Raw genomic sequence first — 22,971 nt, 5'->3', positions numbered from 1 at the left:
GAGTTTTATTAATAGATAAAAAAATAACGGAATGGTTGCGTTATATAAGAAGGAATCTTTGTGATTAACGTTACTCTTGCTTACTAAGCTCTTTATATTCAGAAAGACTTATGGGTACAAATTGTATTTTATCTCCTGATTTTGCAAAACAAGGTTCTTGTTTATGTACATCAAATAGCGATATGGGAGTTCTTCCTATGATATTCCATCCTCCTGCACTTTGTTGCGGATAAATACCTGTTTGACTTCCACCAATAGCAACCGATCCTTTAGGCACTTGTAATCTTGGTGTAGCTTTTCTAGGAAAATGCAAACATTTTTCTAAACCTCCTAAATAGAGAAAACCAGGTAAAAAGCCTATAAAATATACACTGTACACTGTGTTACTATGTTTTTCTATAAGTTCTTGAGGTGTTAATTCTAAACTCTTTGCCAATTCTTCTAAATCAACTCCCAATTGAGTATCATAGCATACAGGAATTTTCCACAAGGTACTTTCTACTTTTCTAGAGGAATATTTATTTTGATAGAGTTCTTGCAATTCCTCTATTTCATCTTTTTTAGGAGCTTCCTTATAAACCAACATTAAAGAATGATAGCCAATAATACTATCTTCAATTACCTCTTGTTTTTCTAATTGTACCAACTGTTCAAATCGGGTAATATCTGCTATAATTATTTCCGACATTATAGCTTCCCACTCTATTAAAATAGCTCGTTCTCCAAATAATTTATATGTTGGTTCTTTAAGCAATGGTTATCTCGTTTTCTTTTAGTTTTGCGTGAATATAGGATACCAATACTACAGCATTCTCAGTATCTCCATGTACACAAATGGTATCTGCTATAATATCTTTAATCCCTCCAATGGTTTGTACTTGTTGTGCTACAATCATTCTTTTTACATGAGCAAATACTTCTTCTTTATTAGTAATTAAAGCGTTTTCTTGATTTCTTGACACCAAAGTTAAATCCTCATTGTAATTTCTATCGGCAAAAGCTTCGTATTGTATTTGTATATTATTCTTTAAAGCTTCTTCAGCAATCATTGAGTTATAAGGAACATATAAAAACAGATCCGGACAGGTGTTTTGAATAGCTCGTATGACCAATTGTGCCATTACCTTGTCTTTAGCAATAAGATTATACAAAGCTCCATGGGGTTTTATATGATGCAAGGTGACTTCTTGTAAATCAGCTCTTTCTTTTAATAACAGTATTTGCTCTTCGATACTTTTTTGTAACGTTTCTGGAGCAATATCCATGACCACCCTTCCAAAGTTTTCTCTGTCTGGAAAAGAAGGGTGCGCACCAATTTTTACTTTATGTTTTTTTGCTAAACCTATCACTTCATCCATTACAGTTACACTTCCAGCATGTGCTCCGCAGGAAATATTACAAGAAGAAACATAAGGCATTAACGATGCTTCATTTCCAACACCTTCTCCTACATCACAATTGATATCTATAGCATATTTAGAATACATTAAATACTTTTAAAATACTTTTCAATCCTAAGAATATACTCATAGTTAAAATGAACAAACCAATAAAGTTCTGCAATTTGGTATTGCTATAGTTTCCTAATACCGATTTCTTGTTCATGATCCATAATAAGATTCCAGCTACTACAGGCAGTAACATTCCATTGGCTACTTGAGCAAACTTGATAATTTCAATTGGTTTAATTCCTATCGAAGAGAATACTACTCCAATGGCTAAAATGATTATCCATACTGCACGAAAACGTTTTGATTTTAATCCATCTTGCCATCCTAAGCATCCTTTGGCAACATAAGCTGCTGCTAAAGGTGCAGTAATTGCTGAAGTGATTCCTGCTGCAAACAATCCTAGCGCCAAGAAGTATTTCGAGAAACTTCCATATAACGGCTCTAATCCTTTAGCTAAATCTGCTGCATTATTAATTTCTGAAGAATTAATTGCCGCTGCTGAAATGATAATAGCCATAGAAACCAATCCACCTAATACAATCGAAATAATAGTATCTTTTTTAGCAAGGGATAAATCATCCGATGTTTTCCATTTTTCTTTTACTAAAGAAGCATGTAAAAACAAATTATAAGGCACTACTGTAGTTCCAATTAATCCAATAATAGTTAACAAGCTTTTCTCTGGAAACTTAGGAATGAACATTCCCTTAAAAACTTCCAATAAGTTCGGTTTGGTAACAATAGCAGTAATTAGAAAAGAAACACTCATTAACAATACTAATGCTACTAATGCTCTTTCTAAAAACTTATAATTCCCGATATATAATAAGGCAAAGGCAATAATCCCAATAACTAAACTCATTACATTCACGGTAAAACCTCCAATGGAAATTAACCAACTTCCAAATACAGTTTCCAACCCTAAAATTCCCCCACTGATATTTCCTGCTTCATACGAAGCATTTCCTATTACAATGGCCGAAAGAATTAATACCGTAATGAACTGCCTAAAGAATGGTGATTTTATTTCTTCTCGAATTACTTCAGACAATCCTTTTTGAGAAATAATTCCCAATCGTGCAGCCATTTCTTGTAATACAATAGTAGCAATGATAGATAGCAACATTGCCCACAATAAATTCATTCCGAAGTTTACTCCAGCAAGTGTACATAAGGTAACCGTTCCGGGGCCAATAAATGCAGCCGCTACTAAGGTTCCTGGTCCAATGTTTTTAAACCACTTCTTGATCATTTTTTCGTAGCGTTTAAAGCATAAATAGCAAAACTTCCTAGCCAATGACCACCTTCATAACTATCTCCTACTAGATTTGGTAATGAATAATTGATATGTTCGTTTGCAACATTTTTTAAATGTTTTAATTCTGGCATGCCATCTACAATTCTATACAATGCCCAAGCTCTAGAGAAATTAACACCATCTAAATGCACTAACTTCCCATCTTTTCTATCAGACACTTCTCCTACATTTAAAGTAAAACCTTTGTTTTTTAACTGCGGAAGGAAATCTGCAAACCATAACCTGAATTCTGCTGGTGACATAATACGTTTCATGATGGCTGCTTCTTGCAAGCAAGGCGATAAGAAATCATATCCGCTTGGTTCCCAAGATAACGGGCAGTGTGCATCTTTTAAGTAAAAAGCTCTAGCTCTCTTTTTAATCAAGTCTTTCAACTTGTTATTCCCTACGGTATTCGCATAATCCCATGCAAAGGTTAATCCGAATGCCGTATTGGTATGCTCTCCTACTCTAATTGGATATTTAAGCTTTGGTAAAAACTCCACGTATTTGGTAACCATTAAGTCTGTTAATGGTTGTAAGTTTTCTTCTAATTGTTTTGCTACAGGGTTATCCCAAGTATGTAATTCTTCTGCTAGCTTTAACAACCATGCCCAACCATAAGTTCTTTCCCAAGATTTATTATGCTTTCCATGAAAATACGCTACTTCTTTTTCTATATTTTCCTTAGAAATATTAGCCAATAGCTGTTGCTTAATAGATTCGGCATTGTTCAAATTTGGAAATTGTTTTAATAAAGAAACCAAACTCCAATGTCCATGTACAGAAGAGTGCCAATCGAAACATCCATAAAAAGCAGGGTGTAATTCTTTGGGAGATTGTAAATCTTCTCCTCCCCCAATAACCTGATTAAGCTTGTTTGGATACTCTACATTAATACAACTTACAGGTAAAAAAGCTAGCTTATTTGCTTGTGCTAAGTTTAGCTCAGGAGCCGCTACTTCCTTCACTTCTTTTACCTCTTTCTTTTCAGTATCTGCCTGTTTACAAGCTATACCTAAACAAATCAATCCTAGGAGATATATTTTTTTCATTGGGTTTGAATACTTAAATTTTTATAAAAGTAACAAAAGTAAACAGGAATATTCTCTTCATTTTCTATTTTTGTCGCATGTCAAAAAGAACACAGCGTAACTTTTCGGTTGACGATATTCGAGTGTTTCAAGAAAAACTTTTTGCTTGGGCTCAACAATACGAAACTATTGTTTGGTTAGATTCTAACAATTACAAGCAAGAGTATTCTTCGTTTCAATGTGCCGTTGCTTTAGATGAGTTTACCTCTATCAAAACAGATTATCACAATGCTTTTGAGAAGTTAAAAGAGTACCAATCTTTTACCAAAGATTATCTTTTTGGATATATAAGTTACGATGTTAAAAACGATACCGAAAAACTAAGGTCTCAAAATTTTGATGGACTTCATTTTCCGGATTTATATTTCTTTCAGCCTCAAAAATTAATTTTCATTAAAGGAAATACTGTTGAGTTTCATTACTTGCAAATGATTGATGATGAATTAGAGGAAGATTTTGAAGATATTATTGAAACCAACCCGAATATTCAACAGTATCCTCAAGAAGAAACTAATGAAGTAAAAATCAAACTTCGTATTCACAAAGATGAATACCATGAAAAAGTAGCTAAGGTTTTAGAACATATTCATAGAGGTGATATATACGAAGCAAACTTTTGTCAAGAGTTTTATGCAGAGAATACGGTTATAAATCCGTTTAAAATCTATCAGCATTTAAATAAAATATCAGAACCTCCTTTTGCAACGTTCTTTAAAAATGAAGAGCATTATTTACTTTCTGCTACTCCAGAACGTTATATAAGAAAGCAAGGCAATAAAATTATTTCACAACCCATTAAAGGCACTGCTAAGCGATTTGTAAATCCAATTGAAGATGAAAAAATCGCTTTTGATTTAGCAAGAGACGAAAAGGAGCGATCTGAAAATATTATGATTGTTGATTTAGTTCGAAATGATTTGTCAAGAACTGCAAAAAAAGGAAGTGTACAGGTAGAAGAATTATGTAAAGTATATTCTTTTAAACAAGTACATCAATTAATATCTACTGTAGTTTCAGAAATTGAAAGCACTACTCACCCTGTTGATGTCATTAAAGATACATTTCCTATGGGAAGTATGACTGGAGCCCCGAAAATTTCCGCCATGCAAATCATTGAAAAACTAGAGGAAACCAAACGTGGTTTGTATTCTGGAACCATGGGGTATTTTACTCCAGAAGGCGACTTTGATTTCAATGTAATTATCAGAAGTATTTTATACAATGCCGAAGAAAAATACGTTTCTTATTCAGTAGGAGGAGCTATAACTGCTAAATCTACTCCAGAAAAAGAATATGAAGAATGTCTTTTAAAAGCAAAAGCCATGAAATATGTTCTTTTAAACAACTAAGAAAACTTAACTATATTTATCCTATGAAAACCATTTTTAAAACCGCAACTTTAGTTGCATTACTAGTTGTTGGTATTGCATGTAAAACCAATAAATATTCCTTTGTAAACGATTATCCTGTAAAAAGTTTACCATTAGTTGATAGCACTAATTTTAGCAATCATGTAGAAGGGAAACTTTTAAACAAACAAGAACAAGCGTTGCTAAAATTACCTTCTATTTTTGAAGATCAACTTAATAATGAGAAAGCCAAAATTGGAATTTCTTACCTTCCTAAAATATCTGATAACTTTCAATCTCTTGTATACTATTTTTACCCAAATAACACAGAAGTTATTTCTATTTTAGTAAATTACGACAAAGATTTCACCATTATTAACAGTCAGATATTGGCATATGATGAAATCACAGATGGTATATTAAAAACTACTTCAAAGTTAGATAAAAACAGCATTGAGTTAACAGAATATGTTTCTGACAACCCATCTACTTTGCACTTTAAAATTTTAGATAACGGAGATATTATTAGAGAATAAAATGACAAACAATACCTTTACCTTCAACTTTCATAAAACTACTTTCTTTGGTCAATATTGGCAACCAGAAACCGTTAAAGCGGTTGTGGTTTTAGTACACGGAATGGGAGAACATTCTAACAGATATCATCATGTTGCTAAAAAACTAACCGATAACAACTACGGTGTAATTGCCTTTGATCACTTCGGACATGGTAAAACCACTGGAAAACGTGGACACAACCCTGGTTTTGATGTTGTTTTAGAGAGTGTAACTAAACTAATAGAAGAAGCTAAAAATGTGTTTGGCGATAAGTCATTGTTCTTATATGGCCATTCAATGGGAGGGAATACGGTAATCAATTATACTTTACGAAAAGAACATAATTTTGTAGGTACTATTGCTACCAGCCCTATGTTAAAACTGGCATTTCAACCTCCTGCTTGGAAATTGTCTATTGGTAAATTTATGCAAAAAATTGCGCCTTCTATTACTTTACCAAGCGAACTTGAAACTTCGCATATTTCACGTATTCCAGAAGAAGTTAGTAAATATGAAAACGATGCATTAGTACATGATAAAATAAGCCCTAATTTTTCTTTGTCATTTTTTGATGCAGCAGATTGGGCAATTGAAAATGCAGCTTCTTTAAAAACTCCGATGCTTTTATTACACGGAACAGAAGATAAAATTATTGATTATAAAGGTACAGCGTCTTTTGCTGGTAAAACTGAGAAGGCTTCTTTAAAATTATACGAAGGAGGGTACCATGAACTTCATAATGATTTATGTAAAGAGGAAATGTTAGAGGATGTTGTTAATTGGTTAAATACTCAGGTATAATTTAAATAGTTTCAATGTTTCAGGAATTTCAACAACATATTGAAAAGAACTTTTCGTTTTTAAAAGGAAAAAAGGTATTGGTTGCGGTTTCTGGTGGTATTGACAGTGTAGTTTTATCATATTTAGTAAATGACTTAACCACTGTAGACGTTTCTTTGGCTCATTGCAATTTTCAGTTACGCGGAACTGAAAGCGATTTAGATGAGGTTTATGTAAAAGAATTGGGTGAAACACTTGGATTAAAAACATATACTATTGCTTTTCAAACAGATGCATATAGTAAGGAACATAAACTCTCTACTCAACTAGCTGCAAGACAATTACGTTATGACTGGTTTCATACACTGTTAAAAGAACACTCTTTTGATTATATATTAACGGCACATCATGCTGATGATAATTTAGAAACCTTTCTAATTAATTTATCTCGAGGAACTGGGTTAGATGGTTTGACTGGAATTCCAGAAGTAAATGACGCTGTTGTTCGTCCACTTTTACCATTTTCAAGAGAAGAAATTGAAGCATATGCCAAAGAAAAAGAGTATCAATGGAGAGAAGATGCAAGTAATAAAGAGACTAAATATTTAAGAAATAAATTGAGGTTAGAAGTGATTCCGAAGCTGAAAGAAGTCAGTCCAAATTTCTTAAAATCCTTTAAAAACACCACGAAATACCTAAAAGAGGATAAAAAAATAATAGACCAAAATGTTAAAAAATCAGCTTCAGAAATTATTACCAGTGACGGCGAACTAACCAAGATTAACATTAAGAAAACACTCGCTTTACCCAATGCTAAAGCGTATTTGTACAGGTTTTTAAAAGATTACAACTTTACTGAGTGGGAAGATGTTTATGCACTTTTACAAGCGCAATCTGGTAAGCAAATAGTAACAAAATCGCACATATTGTTGAAAGACAGAGATTTTTTATTACTTTTACGCACTAGTAAAAACTCCGAAATACAAAATAAATCAATTTTTATTAATCAAGGAGTTAAAGAAATCACAAAACCAATTCATTTGAGTTTTGAAAACGTTCTTAAAACTGAGAAATCAGGGAAAAACATTATTTATGTTGATAAAAAATCGTTAAATTTCCCCCTCATTCTTAGAAAGTGGCAAGAAGGAGATTACTTCTATCCTACCGGAATGAAAGGAAAGAAAAAAGTAAGTAAGTATTTTAAAGATGAAAAGCTTTCAATGTTTGAAAAACAAAATATTTGGTTACTTTGCTCAAAAGAAAACGAAGTTATTTGGATTGTAAATAAAAGATTAGATCGTCGTTTTCTACCAACAACAAATACAACCGAGTTATTTAAAATAAGTACATTAAAACTATAAACCCCTATAAACCAACTACAGAATGAAAAAACTTTTTACCTTAATTTTATTTTTCGTAGGTTTAGTTACATACTCACAGTCAGATGACAATCCCTTGTTAGTAACCCCTACTGTTGAAAAAATATCAGATACTGAGTACAACTTAATATTTGATATTCAAATTGCTGAAGATTGGCATTTATATTCTCAATACAATCCTGAAGGTGCTTCTTTACCTATGACCATTGCTCCTGCTGAAGGAGAAGCAGGTTATGTTTTAAATGGTAAAGCTGAAGAAAGCGAAACTGAAACTGAGTTTAGTGAGATTTGGGGTATGGACGAGACTTTCTTCGCAGAAGAAGCAAGATTAGTTCAAAAAATTACTGTTGATAATCCAGAATTAACGCAAGTAACTTTAAATTTAGATGCTCAAGTTTGTAAAGAGTACTGTTTACCTTTTGATGAGGACTTTACTTTTTCTTTAACGGGAGAAGCAGTTTCTCAAACAGTTGCTGAAGTAGATGAAAAGAGTGAAGCTTTATCACAAACTTTAAATTTAGATTTAAAGAATACTATTTTATTAAAAAGTTCTACAGATACATCAGATGATCCAAAAGAAAGTAAAACTTTATCTAATATTTTCTTATTAGGTTTTGTAGGTGGTTTATTAGCTCTATTAACTCCATGTGTATTCCCAATGATACCTTTAACAGTATCTTTCTTTACTAAGAAATCTGAAAAGAAAAGTGGAGGACTTGGAAGTGCTATTTTATATGGTTTCTTTATTGTTTTAATTTATGCTTTATTAAGTTTACCTTTCCACTACTTAGATACTTTAGATCCAGAAATTTTAAATAATATCTCAACAAATGTATGGTTAAACGTATTCTTCTTTGTTGTATTAATTGTTTTTGCTGGTTCTTTCTTTGGTTTTTACGAATTAACATTACCAAGTTCTTGGAGTAACAAAGCTGATAGTGCTTCTGGTATAGGAGGATTTATTGGAATCTTCTTCATGGCCTTAACTTTAGCTATTGTATCATTCTCTTGTACTGGACCAATCTTAGGTTCATTATTAGCAGGATCATTAACTTCAGCTGGTGGTGCAATGCAATTAACAGCAGGAATGACTGGGTTTGGTTTAGCTTTAGCATTACCGTTTGCTTTATTTGCAATGTTCCCAGGATGGTTAAACTCTTTACCAAAATCTGGTGGATGGTTAAACACTGTAAAAGTTGTATTAGGATTCTTAGAATTAGCATTCGCATTTAAATTCTTATCGAATGCAGACTTAGTTGGTCACTGGGGATTATTAAAGCGTGAGGTTTTCATCGGATTATGGGCATTTATTGCACTATTAATGGCATTGTATTTATTCGGATTCATTGGTAAGAAATATGGGAAAATTTCTTTCTTTAGAGTTCTTTTAGGGATCGTTGCTTTAGGAGCGACTGTATATCTTGCTCCTGGTGTTTTACAAAAAGACAAACAACCTTGGAATCAAGGTGAATTATTAAGTGGATTTGCTCCACCTCAATTCCACAGTTTATATCAAACCGACAACAATTGTCCTTTAAACTTAACTTGTTTTAAAGACTTTGAAGAAGGTATTGAATATGCTAAATCTGTGAATAAACCGGTATTATTAGACTTTACAGGATGGGCTTGTGTAAACTGTCGTAAGATGGAAGAGACCATTTGGAGTCAACCAGATATTTACTCATTAATTAACGACGATTATGTATTAATCTCTTTATATGTTGATGATCATGAGCGTACATTACCAGAGTCTGAGCAATTCGACTTTATTAAACCAAATGGTAAGGTAAAGAGAATTAGAACTTACGGAGATAAGTGGGCTACTTTACAAGCGGCTAACTTCAAAACTGCGTCTCAGCCTTTCTATGTTTTAATGAGTCCAAATTTAGAAGTATTAAACTCTCCTCAGCAGTATACTGATAGAGATACTTATTACAATTGGTTAAAAACAGGATTAGATCGTTTTAACAGCAACTAATCTTAGTATAAAATAGAATTGAAAGCCTCTTATTTAAATAAGAGGCTTTTTTGTTATATTACATACCAAAATAATTACTATGACAGTAGAAACGATAATAAGTATTTTTTTAGGAATTGGCTTAGCAGCTTCCGTAGGGTTTAGAGTATTTGTTCCTCTGTTTGTATTAAGTCTAGTAGGGCATTACAATGTAATTCCTTTAAATGAAAACTGGTTATGGATTGCAAGTACACCAGCTATAATTACGCTTGGAATAGCAACCTTAGCTGAAATTTTCGCCTATTATATTCCTTGGATAGACAATCTATTAGATACTATTGCCATACCCATGGCGGCTATTGCAGGTACCGCTGTTATGGTATCTACCTCTATGGATTTGTCTCCAATTATCACATGGTCCTTAGCAATTATTGCAGGAGGAGGAACTGCTACCGCAATTAAAGCCTCTAGTTCATCTGCCAGATTAGCTTCCACAACAACTACGGGTGGAATTGCAAATCCGATTGTTTCAACGGTAGAAACAGGATCTTCTATAGTAATTAGTGTCTTGGCTATATTTATCCCTATAATTGCCGTTATATTGGTTCTATTGATACTCTTTCTTATTAGAAAAGTATTCTTCAAAATAAAAAAAGCCACTAATTAATTAGTGGCCTTTATAATCTATCTAGTTTTTGAGATACTTGTTTATTTAATAATAAAAACAAGTTCCCCATCTAGTACAAATTCCTGGTTCGCAAAAAGGACCCCAAGAAGTTCCAGTGTCTCTACAACACATTCCTCCTTGCTGGTAGCAAGCTCCTAAGCCACCACCATTAATCTCTTTTTGATCTTCCTTATGAATAGCTTTACCTAATTTTAAAATTTGTTTTTTCATAATTAATAGTTCTTAAATTATAAACAAACAGAATTCATAGGTAACGCACAAAATGGAGCATCCCATTCACCACCACATAAAAGACATTGTCTTTCTGTAGAAGGCCAAAAACCGAATCCACCATTTATAGACTTTTGTTCTGAACGAGCTAACGTCGTTCCTAAATTTAAAATTTGTTTTTTCATAATAATTGATTTCGGGATTTATCTAATTATGCACAAATACTAAATCTTTTAAAAGATTAGTATTCAAATTTTAATACCAAATGCAACCAAATCTTGTACATCTACCAGCGTCACAGAATTGACCCCATTGTGTTTGAACACAACATCTGCTTCCACTACCAGTACAAGATCCCCAGCCTCCATTAACTTCTTTTTGTTCTGCGTTTGTTAAAGCTTTTCCTAAGTTTAAAATTGATTTTTTCATAATTAAATGAGTTATTAAAGTTTGATTAATTCCTTGAACTATTTAAAGACACTCAAGGTGTATGTCTATTTCTCGCGAAAGATTTTTAATCAAGTATCCCTGTTAAACAAGCATGAGTTTGCGCTGTACCTAAGCAACATCCGTTTGATAACGGAAAACCACCACAAGCCATACATTGGCTAGCTGGATAAGTTGGGCAACTTGCTCCTCCATTGATTTGTTTTTGAGATTCTTTACTTAATTTTTGACCTAAGTTTAAAATTGATTTTTTCATGATTTTATTTTTTAAAATGTTTTACAATAATTATATCTTCCAAAAGCATTCTCATACTAATCCAAAAGTTACAGCTCTTGGCTTCTATAGAATAGTACTTCCATGCTTCGTTCACATCTTTTGTTTATTACTTAAAAACCTGTCCTAAGTTTAAAATGATCTATTCTTAGTTAAGTTTTCAGTTTATAAACAACATTGTCCATTAACAATAGTTCCTCTATTCACTCCTCCGAGTCCGTTTGGAAAAGCGCAAATATCACCCTCTCCACAATCGAAAGCACAAAAAAACATAGAAGCACAAAAGCTTCTACCTCCATGAATAGCTTTTTGGTCAGTTTTATCTAAAACTTTTCCCAGATTGAAAATTGATTTTTTCATTGTTTAAGATTTAACTAGTTATTTAAATCCTTGAACCATTAAAGACACTCAAGGTGTATGTCTAGTCTTCGCGAAAAATATTTTTAGAATTCTTTTCTTTAAAACACATTATTAATAGGCTCTACACCTTCCCACAACACATATCAAAACACAATCATTTGGACCACAGTCTGAATTTGAAGAGCACCTTTCCATGCGTCTACAATCTGAACTTCCTCCATTAATTTGTTTTTGATTCTCTTTACTTAAGGCTTTTCCTAAATTTAAAATCGATGTTTTCATAACTTTTAAGATTTAATTAATTTGATTCTATTCTTGAACTATTTAGAGACACTCAAGATTTATGTCTAAACATTTTACACTAGGTGTTTTAGTTAACTCATGACATACACTAAGACCACAGTCATATCACCAATGAAAGATCTTGTGTTGTATTAACACTATTGAATTTAAAGATGATCTCATTCAAGAGAACTTCCCTATATGCTTCTAAAAAATGATTATGATGTAAAGTGGATAATCTTCTCTAAGTAGTATTCTACACCTGATAAACAGGTATATATCCACCTCCATAACAACGGAATATTTCTAAGTAATGTTTATGATAGATTACATTACCCAATACCGCCATTTACAACTTTTGTGCTACTTTATTTAAAGCAAGCTCTAAGTTTAAGATTGATGTTTTCATATTTTATAAGATTCAATTAGTTCAATTAAATCCTTGAACTGTTTAGAGACACTCAAGGTTTGTGTCTATTATTCTTTGCGAGAGAATTATTTATTTGATAATATTTTTAAGTTGATAGAAAAAACGTTCTATCAATCGTAAGTCTTCGGTAACAATATCAGCCGTTCCTTGCATTTCTTGTCTAAATGCTATTTGTTTGCCATAGGTGGTTTTTAAGTCCTGTGGTAAATCTACATTTATTAAATACTTTCCTTCTTCATCTGGAAGTAATGAAATAGATTGTACCTTTCCATTAAGGTCACCAAATTCATCCGAGGGATAATTCAATAACTTTATTTGTACTTTTTGTCCTTTTTTGATTTTTCCAGAATTTGCAGCCGGAGCTTTTATTTTACCAATATAAGAAGTGCTTTTTTCTGGAATAATGGTAAAAATTAACTTTCCTTGTTGTACCGTTTGGTTTTTATTCCAATACGATAAAAATGATACCTTACCATCAATAGAAGTGGTTAAACCGTATTGTCTTTCCCAATCTTTAATAGCATTTCTTAAATACAAAAATGATTGCACGGCCTTTTTTTGTAAACGTACATCGTTTTGTGTTTTCTTAATAGAGGTTCCTTCTAAGTTTTTATTAGAATTGCTAATAAGTTCTCTCATCTGAGAAATAGAACTTTCTAAACTTTGGTAATTTCTTTGTGATTGTAAAAACTCTACCTCTTTTAATTCTTTTTCTTTGGCTGAAATAACTCCTTTTTCAAACATTTTGCGACTTCTTTCTAAATCATTTTTTTTAAAAACAAGTTCTTTCTTGTTCAATTCTCTTTGAAATAATGAATTCTGCAATCTACTCTTAGCTTCGATTACTGACATTTGATTCGCTAAGTTCTCCGACTTAAAGGGAGTTAACTTTTTGTTTAACATATACTCAGAATAATCATTCTCAAATTGGGAATAACTTGAGGTAATATCTCCTAAAATCATCGGAGGCATTTTGTCTATTGGAAATACAAATTCTTCGTTATGGGTAGGTATAGTATCTACAATGCTTTTTAAAAGCAATACATCCTTATAAGAAGCACTGTTTTCAATTATAGCCAATACCTCACCTGCTTTTACTTGGCTACCTTCACTGGTTAAAAACACATCAAATCTACCTCTAGCATTGGCATATAATTTTTCAGGAGGAGAAGAAGTGGTTACCATTACTTGTGAAGAAATAACATCTGGGTATCTAACAAACCAAGAAATGAACAATAACATTAGTATCAATAGAAGGAATAAGGTATTTCCCCAACGTATCATCCAATTAGGTACATGACTTAAGATTTCTTGTACCTCTTCACTACGAATTTCTATTTCCGAATTACTCTGTGGCATATATTTTCTAAGAATTTTAAATAAAGAAGGAGGAAACATTTTTGTTCCTCCTTCCAATAAATTATTAATAAGCTACTATACAGCAGTTATTACGACAAAATGTTGGCGCTCCAGGTAATATATTGTTTACACAATCATTACAACTATTCACATAATAAGAACCAAAACCTCCGCAGGTATTTCCAAAACCTCCATTTATAGTTTTTTGTTCTTCTTTACGAATAGCTTTTCCTAAATTTAAAATTGATTTTTTCATCATATTAACTTTAAAATTATAGAGCATTAACTGGACCATCATCATCTTTAGATCCACCACCTCCTCCAGATCCTCCAGAGCTATTACAATTACAGTAAAGTGGTTTATCAAATAACGCTTGACTCATTGGGTCTAATGCGCACCATTCAAAACAAGGTATAGCACCTCCTTTTATTGTTTTTTGTTCAGCCCTATTAAGGCTTTTACCTAAATTTAAAATTGATTTTTTCATTCTTCAAATTTTTTAATGTGGTTGATAATAACATATACAATCACGAATGATATAGTTTGATCCCTCACAAACTGGGAGAACTTTACATCCTTTAATAGATCCTCCATACAACTCCTTCTGTTCTAAATTATTTAGAACTCTTCCTAAGTTTAAAATCGATTTTTTCATTGTACGAATCTTAATTTGGTTCAATACCAATAAAACAATCAGCATGTACTAATACTCTTGATTTACATGCGAATGAAAGCGCATGGTAATCATCACATGTACCACATCCCATACCACTAACTCCATAACATCTTGGACCTGGGCATCCTATCATACCTCCATTGATTTGTTTTTGATTTTCCTTATTTAAGATTTTACCTAAATTTAAAATTGACTTTTTCATTGTTATATTATCTATAATTTAATTATAATCTTTGATTTATTTTAGGACACTCAAAGCTATACTGTCCTTTTCCTTAGGAAAACTTTTTAATTACAATAGTTTCTGTAATCACTTCCTAACATACACAATCCCATATATGGTGCGTTTTTGCAACATCCCATTTCTCTAGGGCAATCTGAATGGCTAAAACACGCTATTGCAATTCCACCATTAATCTTCTTTTGTTCTGCCTTATTAAGGCTTTTTCCTAAGTTTAAAATTGACTTTTTCATTTTCAATAACTTATTTTATAGCTTCAATTGTTGCAGGACACATATTCCAACATTGTGAAATACTAGTTGCTTGCCCTACATATCTACCATTACAGTAGCAAGGGAATCCGCTTCCGTAAACTTCTTTTAACTCTGTTGAATTTAAAGGAGTTCCTAAGTTTAAAATTGATTTTTTCATAATTTAAGATTTAATTAATTTGATTAAATCCTTGAACTATTTAAAGACACTCAAGGTTTCTGTCTTTTTCTTCGCGAAAGAAAATTGTTGTTATTATCTCATGAATGGAGTTTTCAAATCACCTTAACTTTGTTCTTCATCCATTTCAATAATGTTTTATTTATAAATATTCTGTAATTACTAGGGTATTTATGTCATTTATAGACCATGCAACCTTTTTAGAACTCTTAATGAGTCTTTCATGATTATTTTGATTTTACAGAATATTTAAAGATGCTCAAAATAGAACATCAGATTCTTTTTAGAAAAAAGTTGTGATGTCTCCATCATTACCACCTGCACCACTACTACATCCGTGAATACTATGTACACATCTACCAAAATTGTTTAAACAATATGGATACCTACAATCTCGTCCATCTCTATCTACGATACCTATTTGCATTTGTCCACCTTTTACATTTTTCTGCTCAACTGTATGAAGAGCTCTTCCTAAGTTTAAAATTGTTTTTTTCATCACTTTAAGATTTAATTAATTTGATTAAATCCTTGAACTATTTAAAGACACTCAAGGTTTGTGTCTACTCCTCGCGAGGGAATTTTATATATGTTCTTTCTTATTTACCTAAATCTAATTGGTTTTTAACTAGATGGTAATAACTTCCTTTTAGTTTGATTAACTCTTCATGAGTTCCTTTTTCTATGATTTTTCCTTTGTCTAACACCACAATTTGATGTGCATTTTTTACAGTACTTAATCTATGGGCAATAACCACTGCTGTTTTGTTAGCAAAAAAGGTGTTTAGTTTTCCCATAATTACCTTTTCATTGTTGGCGTCTAATGCACTTGTAGCTTCATCAAAAAATAAAAACTTCGGATTTTTGTACACAGATCTAGCAATTAACAAACGTTGTTTTTGTCCTGTACTAAGTCCATTTCCTTCACTTCCTATTTTGGTATTGTATCCTAAAGGAAGACTTTCTATATAATCTGAGATATTGGCTACATCTATCGCATGTGCTAATTTTTCTTTATCTACATAATCTTCACCTACTGCAATGTTTTTAGCTATAGAATCATTAAAAATGTATCCTTCTTGCATTACCACACCACAGTTTCTTCTCCATTCTTTTTGTGAGATATTTCTTAGATTAAAATTGTTAACCATAATATCTCCTTTGTCTACTTGATAAAACCCTAACAAGAGTTTCATAAGGGTTGATTTTCCACTACCACTTACTCCCACAATAGCTGTGGTTTTATTTGCAGGTATTTCTAAGGATAAATCCTTTAACACAGGTTCTAATCCTCCTGTATATCTAAAGGATATGTTACTTAGTTTGATAGCTGCATCTTCTGGAATTTGAGTTACTTTCTCATCCTCTGGTTTTTCCTCATCTTCCATATTGTGGATTTCTCCTAATCTATCTACCGATATCTGTGCATCTTGTACATCTCTCATAAAACTAATAAGCTGGGTAATAGGACCGTTTAATTGTCCTACTATATAACTAATGGCCATCATCATACCTAAGGTGATGTTTCCATCAATAACCAGTTTGGCAGAGAGTATGGTAATGAACATGTTTTTTAGTTCATTGATAAAGTTAGAACCTACACTTTGTGTTTGTTCTAAGGCTAAACTCTTGGTAGCAACTTTAAACAATCGGGCTTGTACATATTCCCAATTCCAACGCATACGTCTTTCTGCATTATGTAGCTTTATTTCTTGCATTCCATTGATAAGCTCAATTACTTTACTTTGTTCTTGACTTACTTGAGAGAAACGTTTGTAATCGAGTTCTTTTCTCTTTTTAAAGAAGAATAAAACCCATCCGAAATACAGTACACTTCCCAATACAAATACTCCAAAGATTTGTAAGCTATAATATCCAAGTACTAAACTGAATATAATTAGGTTAAAAAAGGAAAAGAGTACCGTTAGTGAAGACGTTGTTAAGATTCTTTCAATACGTTTATGATCATTGATTCTTTGTAATAAGTCTCCTGTCATTCTCACATCAAAATAAGAAATAGGTAATTTCATTAACTTGATGAAAAAATCGGATATTAAAGAAATATTGATTCTTGTACTAAGATGTAATAAAATCCAACTTCTTATAATCTCTAAAGATGCTTTTCCTATAAACAAAAACAGTTGCGCAAATAGAATAAGGTATACAAAGTTTAGGTCTTGATTTTTAATACCTACATCTACCACACTTTGGGTTAAAAAGGGCAGGATTAATTGTAATAAACTCCCTGCTAATAATCCTACGATTAACTGTGCAACAAATTTTTTGTACTTAAATAAATACTTGAAAATAAATCCAAATCCAAACTTCTCATCCTCTTCAAACTCTTCACTATAAAACCTAGGAGTAGGCTCTATAAGTAAAGCAATTCCTTCCTCTGTATTTTCATCGGCATTATTACCAATCCAATGCTGAATAAACTCTTCTTTCGTAAAGGTTATTAATCCATGTGCTGGGTCAGAAATGTATACGGTATCTTTTTTTATTTTATAGAGTACCACATAATGATTCTTATTCCAATGGATAATACAAGGAAAAGGCGCTTCTTTTAATTTATTAAACGCTAGTTTTATTCCTAAAGATTTAAAACCAATTGATTCAACTGCTTCACTTAACCCTAATAAACTACTACCTTCTCGTGTAGTTTCACTTAGTTTACGTAGTTGTTGAGTGTTGATAGTCTTACCATAATGCTTGGCAATAATCTTAATACAAGTAGGTCCACAATCTTTGGCCTCTGTTTGCTTATAATTTGGAAATTTTCTCAATTATAAATTTATTTTAGTTAAAAGAGATGAATCTTCCATCTCTCTATGATTTAATTCTATTGAATCCGAGCTAACATATATGCTTTCTAAACACATACCACTAGGTCTTCAGAATAAAAGGAATGTTTATATATTCAGAATCTGTTAAATATAAAATATCTCAATCATTATTCTTCAGTTCTGTTTTATTTAAAACTTTACCTAAGTTCAATATTTCCTTTTCATTTTTATACTTAAACCTAGATATATTATGCCCGATTATTAATAATCAAACATAATATATCTTGAAGTTTTTAGCAGTTACCTATACATACTTTTCCTGAAAAAACATTTTCACAAGTATGACAAAATGGACAATCATCATCAGTCGTACAAGGCTGAGAAAATGGTCCATTTCCTTTAATATTTTTTAGTGCCGCTTTATTTAAAACTTTCCCTAAGTTTAAGATTTGATTTTTCATTTTGCTGTTTTATTTACTAATAACACGCCCAACACTGTCCATTACACAAATCTGTTCCATAAGATCCTATTGCACAATGAAAATGAGCTACTACTATTCCTCCTGTGCCTCCACAGCAAAACTTTAGTGAAGGAACTCTTCCTCCATTTATTTCTTTTTGCTCTGATTTATTCAAAGCGTTACCTATTTTTAAGATTGATTTTTTCATAAAGTTGTTCTTATCTATAATTATTTTCACAAAAACCATTTCCGTCTGGTGACCAACCTATGCATAAACATAATGTACCGTCAATCGAAATAGCATACTTACAAGAATTGTTACCACCGTTAATTTGGTTTTGTTCCTTTTTATTTAAGGCTTTACCTAAAATTAAAATTGATTTCTTCATAACTTTTCTTGTTAAATACAACAACCATTTGCTGGATGGTATTGACATCCCGACATATAGGTTCCTCCACAACTTGGATTGTTTAATGCCAAGTGACTCGTAGTACAACATTGTAATGCTGGATCACAACATCTTCTTGGTTTTAATGGCCCAAAACCACCTCCATCAATCTTCTTTTGTTCTGTTCTACTCAAAACTTTTCCTAAGTTTAAAATTGATTTTTTCATAATTAAAATAATAAGGTTACTTTTGTGGCGAACATTTAGAGACACTCACCTTTGTGTCTATTCTTCGCGAGAGAATATTGTTCAAAAACGCAAAGCCCTTTTTAGGGCTTTGTTTTTATTATGTATTTACTGAACTTTTACTAGTCCTTGAGAACTTTCTTCTAAATCTTCAATAAATAAGATTAAATCTGTTCTATTATATTCTTTAGGGAATGATCTTCCATTCACTAAGATTTCTGGTGTAAAATTAATAGCATTGTTAGTACACCACTCTTTTTCTCTTTCTAGTTCTGCTATATATACTTCTTGTTGAGTACAGGTTCCATAAGTTTCTAACCACTTTGCTGGTTTTTCACCTCCATAAATAGCATCCATTGCTTTTAAACAAGCTTCGCTTCCTTCATTGTGGTATATTTCTATAAGTCTGCTGGTTATTTTTACAGCATCCCCGTCTTTGTTTTCTGTATTAATGTTAAATCTTATTTTGATTCTTACATTATTGGCATAACGATGTAAAATCTCATCAATATGCTCATGCACTGGTTTACAATGACCACAAAAAGGATTGGTAACAATGGTAAGCTCTAAAGCTGAGTTAGGATTTCCAAATACAATCTCCTGACTGTTTTCTATCTGTGTATATAACTGTGGAGATTTGTGTAATAAACTATTTAGTAATGTAAAGTTTCTCTTGAATTTTACACTTTCTATCTTCTCTTTTCTTAATTCAGTTACTTCAGCTACTAGTGGTTTGATAAAATACCAAGCTAACCAAGTTAAAGACGCAACAATACCAAAAGCAACAAAACTTGTAGGAACAAATGTTGTTATATAGGTATTGGTTATTAAAGGTACAGCTGCTTGTAACCATAAAACCCCTACAATACTTAAACACAACATACACCACTTCTTTACTATGGCATATTGATAATATATAGAATATAAAGTAACCGGAATGGCTAGTAAACTAATCGTATAAGAAATAGCTGGATTTGCAATCTGAGCTAAGGTTAATAAAGTAAGCCCAGAGAAATACAACACACTCAAATCACTCAGTTTATATCCTTTTATAATTTCTGCTCCTTTTGAAGTTAATACTGCATCACAATCTTTTTTATCATCAGCTCCAGAACAAAAGGCATTTCCTATAGATGTTTTTAAACCTAATTCTTGTTTTACAATGGCAACACTAGTAATAATTCCAACAACAGACAATACTAAGTATGCCAAGGTATATAGATTAATAGTGTTTTGATATAATGTAAATCCTGTTAAACCAATTAACAATCCAATGGCTAAAAACTTAGCAAAGTTCGATTTTTTCTCTGGCTGTAAACTTTCTTCAGTTTTTTCAACCGCTACAATAATACCCGTAAATTTTTCTATGAATTCTTGTTCGGTATGCTTTTGTTTTTTGTTTTCAGAGTTATAAACAACATAATCTTGCTTTTTTCGATCAACAATCACCAAATCCTTTCCTTTTTCGGTATTGATTTGTGCTAAGAAACAATCTGGTAGTTGTACTAGAGTTTCTTTATTGGCTGGAACATCAGCAGCAACATTTTCTATGTTAAAATGATCTAACACACCGGTGATGGCATGTAAACTAGGATAAGATGGGTGACTTTGAATTTGAAAAGCCAATTCATCTTTATCAAAAGGGATCTGATTGCTTTTTAATAATCTTTGTACTAATATAAATAATGTGTCTTGCAAAATTGAGAGTATTTATAGCTGTTTTTTATTAATTCTTCAAATTTATCTTTTTAATTTTTTAAAAAAATCAAAAAAACCATAAAAAAAGTAGGGGTTTTCCATACTTACATTCTTTTTCCTATATAAATCCTTTTTCTCTGGCTTTTAATATAAGCTCGCGATCTCCTTTTTCTTTTACCCCAAAAACTTTACGCAGTTGGCGTTTTCTTTTTTCAATACTCGCTACAGATAAAGGAATATAATTAGGAAGGTCCTTCATTCTAGATCCAATAGATAATTCATATAGAATTTTTCTATCCATCGAATCTAATTGAAAATCATTTGAAATTTCTTTCCTTAAAAGTTTAAGCACTGTTTGACTGTAATATGGTGTTTCATTATTGACAGATTTTACAGCACTTATAAGTGTTTCTGAAGTTAAATCAGATTTAATTAAAAACCCTTCTGGGTTTAAGTGTTTAAAAACTCCATGAATTAAATAATTATCGTTACATGAAGTGATCACAATAATTTTTGTAGTAGGTAACAATTTTCGAACTAAAACACCAAAGTCTAGTCCAGAAAGTATTTTTTTATCTTTTGTTGGTGGCAACTTAAGTTCTAAAAGAATAAATTCTAGGTATCTTTCTGTTTCAATAACTCTCTTTACAATATCAAAAGCACCTTCATTATTATAGGCTATATCAATATTATAAACTTCATTTTTTGATTCTCTTCTCGCAAGGTTTAATATGTCTTTATACTTCTCACATATTAACGGACAACTGTCCACCACTAGGGCAGTATTCTTCTCTTTTTTCATAATTGTAAAATAATTTCGGGGTTACTAATTTAATGAATTTTTAAATAACTTTTACATATAACAGATTTAGGTTTCTTTATTTTAAAACTATAAAAGACTCTATCTTATTGTATAACAAGATGAAAAAACAAATAACACAACACTGTTTTCGTGAAGTTATAACCCATTAATAATCAACATATTTTACTTTCAAAAAATGTGTATCTCCTTAGATTATCCTATAACTTTCATTAACATTTCAACATTTCTTTTATTTCTCCTTGAAATGGTTAATTCTACTTTATTTTTCATAACAACTGTATTTTCTATCACTTTACTTACCTGTTTTATATTCACTAATAATGAACGATGAATTCTGAAAAAACCAACTTCTGTTAGTATATTTTCATAATGCTTTAATTGTTTAGACGCTATAAGTTTTCTTTTCCCTTCCATAAAGATAATCGTATAATTGCCAGAAGCTTCACACCACATAATGCTATCTATATCAATTAAGTTATATCCTTTATTAGATGGAATAGATATTTTTTTAAAACCAGAACTAAAGAATTGTCTTAAAAAATCATATTTTTCAGGAGTGAATCTTTTTATTTTTCTTTCTTGATAAGACGATATTACAGATTTTAGCTTTTCAAAATCTATAGGCTTCATTAAATAATTTAATGCAAAATAATCAAATGCTGTTTCTTTAAATTCACCATAAGCCGTAGTAAAAATGATTTCAAAATCTAATGAATCTAAACTATCTAACAATTGAAATGCATCCTTTGTTCCTAATCGTATATCTAATAAAACCAATTCTGGACGTAATTGCTCTATTATTTCTTTTCCTTCTTCAACTGTTGTAGCTTCTCCTATAACTTCTAATGATGGAATATAATATTGTATGCCAAGTTTAAGAGATTTTAGCGCATTCGGTTCATCTTCAATAATAACCGTCTTTATCATACTAATACCGGTATTACTATTCGTGTTTCAGTTCCGTATTTCTCACTGCTTAATGGTTCAACAAAAAGTCGTTGTCTTTTCTTCTTATCAAGTAACCTTAAACGTTCTTTTATATTATTTAAAGCAATAGACTCATGACCAATAATACGTTGTTCTTTTTCTTTGATAGAAGTTTCAATTCCTATTCCATTATCTTCTATTATACATTCTAATTCTTCTCCGACCATTTTAAAAGAAATACTTATAAACCCCTTACGTTCTTTTAAAGATGAAACTCCATGAATGATAGCATTTTCTACCAATGGTTGAATTAGAAGTGGAGGTAAAAATATTTCTGAAGTATCTTCAATAGTATCTATAATTTCGAAATCAAAGATGTC

33 protein-coding genes are annotated in these 22,971 nt (G+C 31.5%); 6 read left to right on the top strand and 27 right to left on the bottom strand.

Translation table 11 applies throughout. The features are described from left to right. Positions 1-70: 70 nt before the first annotated feature. The 4 genes from pxpB to Q0873_RS09815 are packed head-to-tail and all read right to left on the bottom strand — an operon-like array spanning position 71 to position 3,803. Positions 71-754 carry a 5-oxoprolinase subunit PxpB gene (pxpB, locus tag Q0873_RS09830; protein WP_299106634.1) on the bottom strand — a complete coding sequence of 228 codons (684 nt, stop codon included), beginning with the start codon at positions 752-754 and terminating at the stop codon, positions 71-73. Then, positions 747-1,487, bottom strand: coding sequence for a 5-oxoprolinase subunit PxpA (gene pxpA / locus Q0873_RS09825; RefSeq protein ID WP_299106632.1), 741 nt, complete (start codon positions 1,485-1,487; stop codon positions 747-749). The genes pxpB and pxpA overlap by 8 nt, the downstream gene beginning before the upstream one ends. Next, positions 1,477-2,703 (bottom strand): Nramp family divalent metal transporter, encoded by a 1,227-nt coding sequence (locus Q0873_RS09820; RefSeq protein WP_299106630.1) that lies wholly within the window; start codon positions 2,701-2,703, stop codon positions 1,477-1,479. The genes pxpA and Q0873_RS09820 overlap by 11 nt, the downstream gene beginning before the upstream one ends. Then, the gene (locus tag Q0873_RS09815; protein WP_299106628.1) at positions 2,700-3,803 is read right to left on the bottom strand and encodes a DUF2891 domain-containing protein; all 1,104 of its coding nucleotides are present in this window, start codon (positions 3,801-3,803) and stop codon (positions 2,700-2,702) included. Before Q0873_RS09815 ends, Q0873_RS09820 begins: the two co-directional genes overlap by 4 nt. Before the next feature lie 77 nt (positions 3,804-3,880). Between Q0873_RS09815 and pabB the strand changes: the two genes are divergently transcribed. From pabB to Q0873_RS09785, 6 genes are all read left to right on the top strand, one after another. Beyond that, a complete protein-coding gene (gene pabB, locus Q0873_RS09810; protein ID WP_299106626.1) occupies positions 3,881-5,191 on the top strand; it encodes an aminodeoxychorismate synthase component I in 1,311 nt (436 codons plus the stop codon). Between the two features lie 23 nt (positions 5,192-5,214). Then, positions 5,215-5,727 carry a hypothetical protein gene (locus Q0873_RS09805; protein WP_299106624.1) on the top strand — a complete coding sequence of 171 codons (513 nt, stop codon included), beginning with the start codon at positions 5,215-5,217 and terminating at the stop codon, positions 5,725-5,727. A 1-nt stretch (position 5,728) separates the two neighbouring features. Continuing rightward, positions 5,729-6,550 carry an alpha/beta hydrolase gene (locus Q0873_RS09800; protein ID WP_299106622.1) on the top strand — a complete coding sequence of 274 codons (822 nt, stop codon included), beginning with the start codon at positions 5,729-5,731 and terminating at the stop codon, positions 6,548-6,550. A gap of 14 nt (positions 6,551-6,564) precedes the next feature. Beyond that, entirely contained in the window at positions 6,565-7,890 is a 1,326-nt protein-coding gene (tilS, locus tag Q0873_RS09795) for a tRNA lysidine(34) synthetase TilS (protein ID WP_299106620.1), read from the top strand. Positions 7,891-7,912: 22 nt separating this feature from the next. After that, positions 7,913-9,886 (top strand): cytochrome c biogenesis protein CcdA, encoded by a 1,974-nt coding sequence (locus tag Q0873_RS09790; protein ID WP_299106618.1) that lies wholly within the window; start codon positions 7,913-7,915, stop codon positions 9,884-9,886. A 79-nt stretch (positions 9,887-9,965) separates the two neighbouring features. After that, positions 9,966-10,532, top strand: coding sequence for a DUF4126 domain-containing protein (locus Q0873_RS09785; RefSeq protein ID WP_299106616.1), 567 nt, complete (start codon positions 9,966-9,968; stop codon positions 10,530-10,532). 45 nt (positions 10,533-10,577) lie between these two features. Here the strand turns inward: Q0873_RS09785 and Q0873_RS09780 are convergent, their stop codons facing one another. From Q0873_RS09780 to Q0873_RS09670, 23 genes are all read right to left on the bottom strand, one after another. Further along, the gene (locus Q0873_RS09780; RefSeq protein WP_299106615.1) at positions 10,578-10,763 is read right to left on the bottom strand and encodes a hypothetical protein; all 186 of its coding nucleotides are present in this window, start codon (positions 10,761-10,763) and stop codon (positions 10,578-10,580) included. 17 nt (positions 10,764-10,780) lie between these two features. Beyond that, the gene (locus tag Q0873_RS09775) at positions 10,781-10,948 is read right to left on the bottom strand and encodes a hypothetical protein (protein WP_299106613.1); all 168 of its coding nucleotides are present in this window, start codon (positions 10,946-10,948) and stop codon (positions 10,781-10,783) included. A gap of 70 nt (positions 10,949-11,018) precedes the next feature. Then, positions 11,019-11,192, bottom strand: coding sequence for a hypothetical protein (locus Q0873_RS09770; RefSeq protein ID WP_299106611.1), 174 nt, complete (start codon positions 11,190-11,192; stop codon positions 11,019-11,021). An 85-nt stretch (positions 11,193-11,277) separates the two neighbouring features. After that, the gene (locus Q0873_RS09765) at positions 11,278-11,466 is read right to left on the bottom strand and encodes a hypothetical protein (protein ID WP_299106608.1); all 189 of its coding nucleotides are present in this window, start codon (positions 11,464-11,466) and stop codon (positions 11,278-11,280) included. A gap of 183 nt (positions 11,467-11,649) precedes the next feature. Next, complete coding sequence (locus Q0873_RS09760; protein WP_299106606.1) at positions 11,650-11,844, bottom strand: hypothetical protein; 195 nt, start codon at positions 11,842-11,844, stop codon at positions 11,650-11,652. A 111-nt stretch (positions 11,845-11,955) separates the two neighbouring features. Further along, positions 11,956-12,126, bottom strand: a complete 171-nt coding sequence (locus Q0873_RS09755; protein WP_299106604.1) for a hypothetical protein — start codon at positions 12,124-12,126, stop codon at positions 11,956-11,958. Between the two features lie 499 nt (positions 12,127-12,625). Beyond that, complete coding sequence (locus tag Q0873_RS09750; RefSeq protein WP_299106602.1) at positions 12,626-13,915, bottom strand: HlyD family efflux transporter periplasmic adaptor subunit; 1,290 nt, start codon at positions 13,913-13,915, stop codon at positions 12,626-12,628. Between the two features lie 64 nt (positions 13,916-13,979). Continuing rightward, positions 13,980-14,171, bottom strand: a complete 192-nt coding sequence (locus Q0873_RS09745; RefSeq protein WP_299106601.1) for a hypothetical protein — start codon at positions 14,169-14,171, stop codon at positions 13,980-13,982. Between the two features lie 16 nt (positions 14,172-14,187). Next, complete coding sequence (locus Q0873_RS09740) at positions 14,188-14,403, bottom strand: hypothetical protein (protein WP_299106599.1); 216 nt, start codon at positions 14,401-14,403, stop codon at positions 14,188-14,190. 12 nt (positions 14,404-14,415) lie between these two features. Further along, positions 14,416-14,571 carry a hypothetical protein gene (locus tag Q0873_RS09735; RefSeq protein WP_299106597.1) on the bottom strand — a complete coding sequence of 52 codons (156 nt, stop codon included), beginning with the start codon at positions 14,569-14,571 and terminating at the stop codon, positions 14,416-14,418. A 10-nt stretch (positions 14,572-14,581) separates the two neighbouring features. Further along, positions 14,582-14,794: a hypothetical protein gene (locus Q0873_RS09730; RefSeq protein WP_299106595.1), complete on the bottom strand. Its 213-nt coding sequence runs from the start codon at positions 14,792-14,794 to the stop codon at positions 14,582-14,584. An 86-nt stretch (positions 14,795-14,880) separates the two neighbouring features. Beyond that, positions 14,881-15,066, bottom strand: coding sequence for a hypothetical protein (locus tag Q0873_RS09725; protein WP_299106593.1), 186 nt, complete (start codon positions 15,064-15,066; stop codon positions 14,881-14,883). A gap of 10 nt (positions 15,067-15,076) precedes the next feature. Continuing rightward, entirely contained in the window at positions 15,077-15,244 is a 168-nt protein-coding gene (locus Q0873_RS09720) for a hypothetical protein (RefSeq protein WP_299106591.1), read from the bottom strand. A 301-nt stretch (positions 15,245-15,545) separates the two neighbouring features. Beyond that, positions 15,546-15,761, bottom strand: a complete 216-nt coding sequence (locus tag Q0873_RS09715) for a hypothetical protein (protein ID WP_299106589.1) — start codon at positions 15,759-15,761, stop codon at positions 15,546-15,548. 100 nt (positions 15,762-15,861) lie between these two features. Further along, positions 15,862-18,048: a peptidase domain-containing ABC transporter gene (locus Q0873_RS09710; RefSeq protein WP_299106586.1), complete on the bottom strand. Its 2,187-nt coding sequence runs from the start codon at positions 18,046-18,048 to the stop codon at positions 15,862-15,864. A gap of 293 nt (positions 18,049-18,341) precedes the next feature. After that, positions 18,342-18,509 (bottom strand): hypothetical protein, encoded by a 168-nt coding sequence (locus Q0873_RS09705; RefSeq protein WP_299106583.1) that lies wholly within the window; start codon positions 18,507-18,509, stop codon positions 18,342-18,344. 16 nt (positions 18,510-18,525) lie between these two features. Further along, on the bottom strand, positions 18,526-18,717 hold the full coding sequence (locus Q0873_RS09700) for a hypothetical protein (RefSeq protein WP_299106580.1): 192 nt from the start codon (positions 18,715-18,717) through the stop codon (positions 18,526-18,528). Between the two features lie 10 nt (positions 18,718-18,727). Beyond that, positions 18,728-18,898, bottom strand: a complete 171-nt coding sequence (locus Q0873_RS09695) for a hypothetical protein (protein ID WP_299106578.1) — start codon at positions 18,896-18,898, stop codon at positions 18,728-18,730. Between the two features lie 11 nt (positions 18,899-18,909). Next, positions 18,910-19,125: a hypothetical protein gene (locus Q0873_RS09690; protein ID WP_299106576.1), complete on the bottom strand. Its 216-nt coding sequence runs from the start codon at positions 19,123-19,125 to the stop codon at positions 18,910-18,912. Between the two features lie 126 nt (positions 19,126-19,251). Continuing rightward, on the bottom strand, positions 19,252-20,841 hold the full coding sequence (locus Q0873_RS09685) for a vitamin K epoxide reductase family protein (RefSeq protein ID WP_299106574.1): 1,590 nt from the start codon (positions 20,839-20,841) through the stop codon (positions 19,252-19,254). Between the two features lie 118 nt (positions 20,842-20,959). Beyond that, positions 20,960-21,643, bottom strand: coding sequence for a DNA-binding response regulator (locus tag Q0873_RS09680; protein WP_299106571.1), 684 nt, complete (start codon positions 21,641-21,643; stop codon positions 20,960-20,962). 213 nt (positions 21,644-21,856) lie between these two features. Beyond that, the gene (locus Q0873_RS09675) at positions 21,857-22,591 is read right to left on the bottom strand and encodes a LytTR family DNA-binding domain-containing protein (protein WP_299106568.1); all 735 of its coding nucleotides are present in this window, start codon (positions 22,589-22,591) and stop codon (positions 21,857-21,859) included. Further along, on the bottom strand, positions 22,588-22,893 hold the full coding sequence (locus tag Q0873_RS09670; protein WP_299106567.1) for a hypothetical protein: 306 nt from the start codon (positions 22,891-22,893) through the stop codon (positions 22,588-22,590). The genes Q0873_RS09675 and Q0873_RS09670 overlap by 4 nt, the downstream gene beginning before the upstream one ends. Positions 22,894-22,971 lie beyond the last annotated feature (78 nt).

Origin of the sequence: uncultured Tenacibaculum sp., assembly GCF_947498805.1 — a bacterium.
Lineage (GTDB): Bacteria > Bacteroidota > Bacteroidia > Flavobacteriales > Flavobacteriaceae > Polaribacter.
The sequence above is the reverse complement of the archived record's forward strand: the minus strand, read 5'-3'. Positions and strand labels throughout refer to the sequence as shown.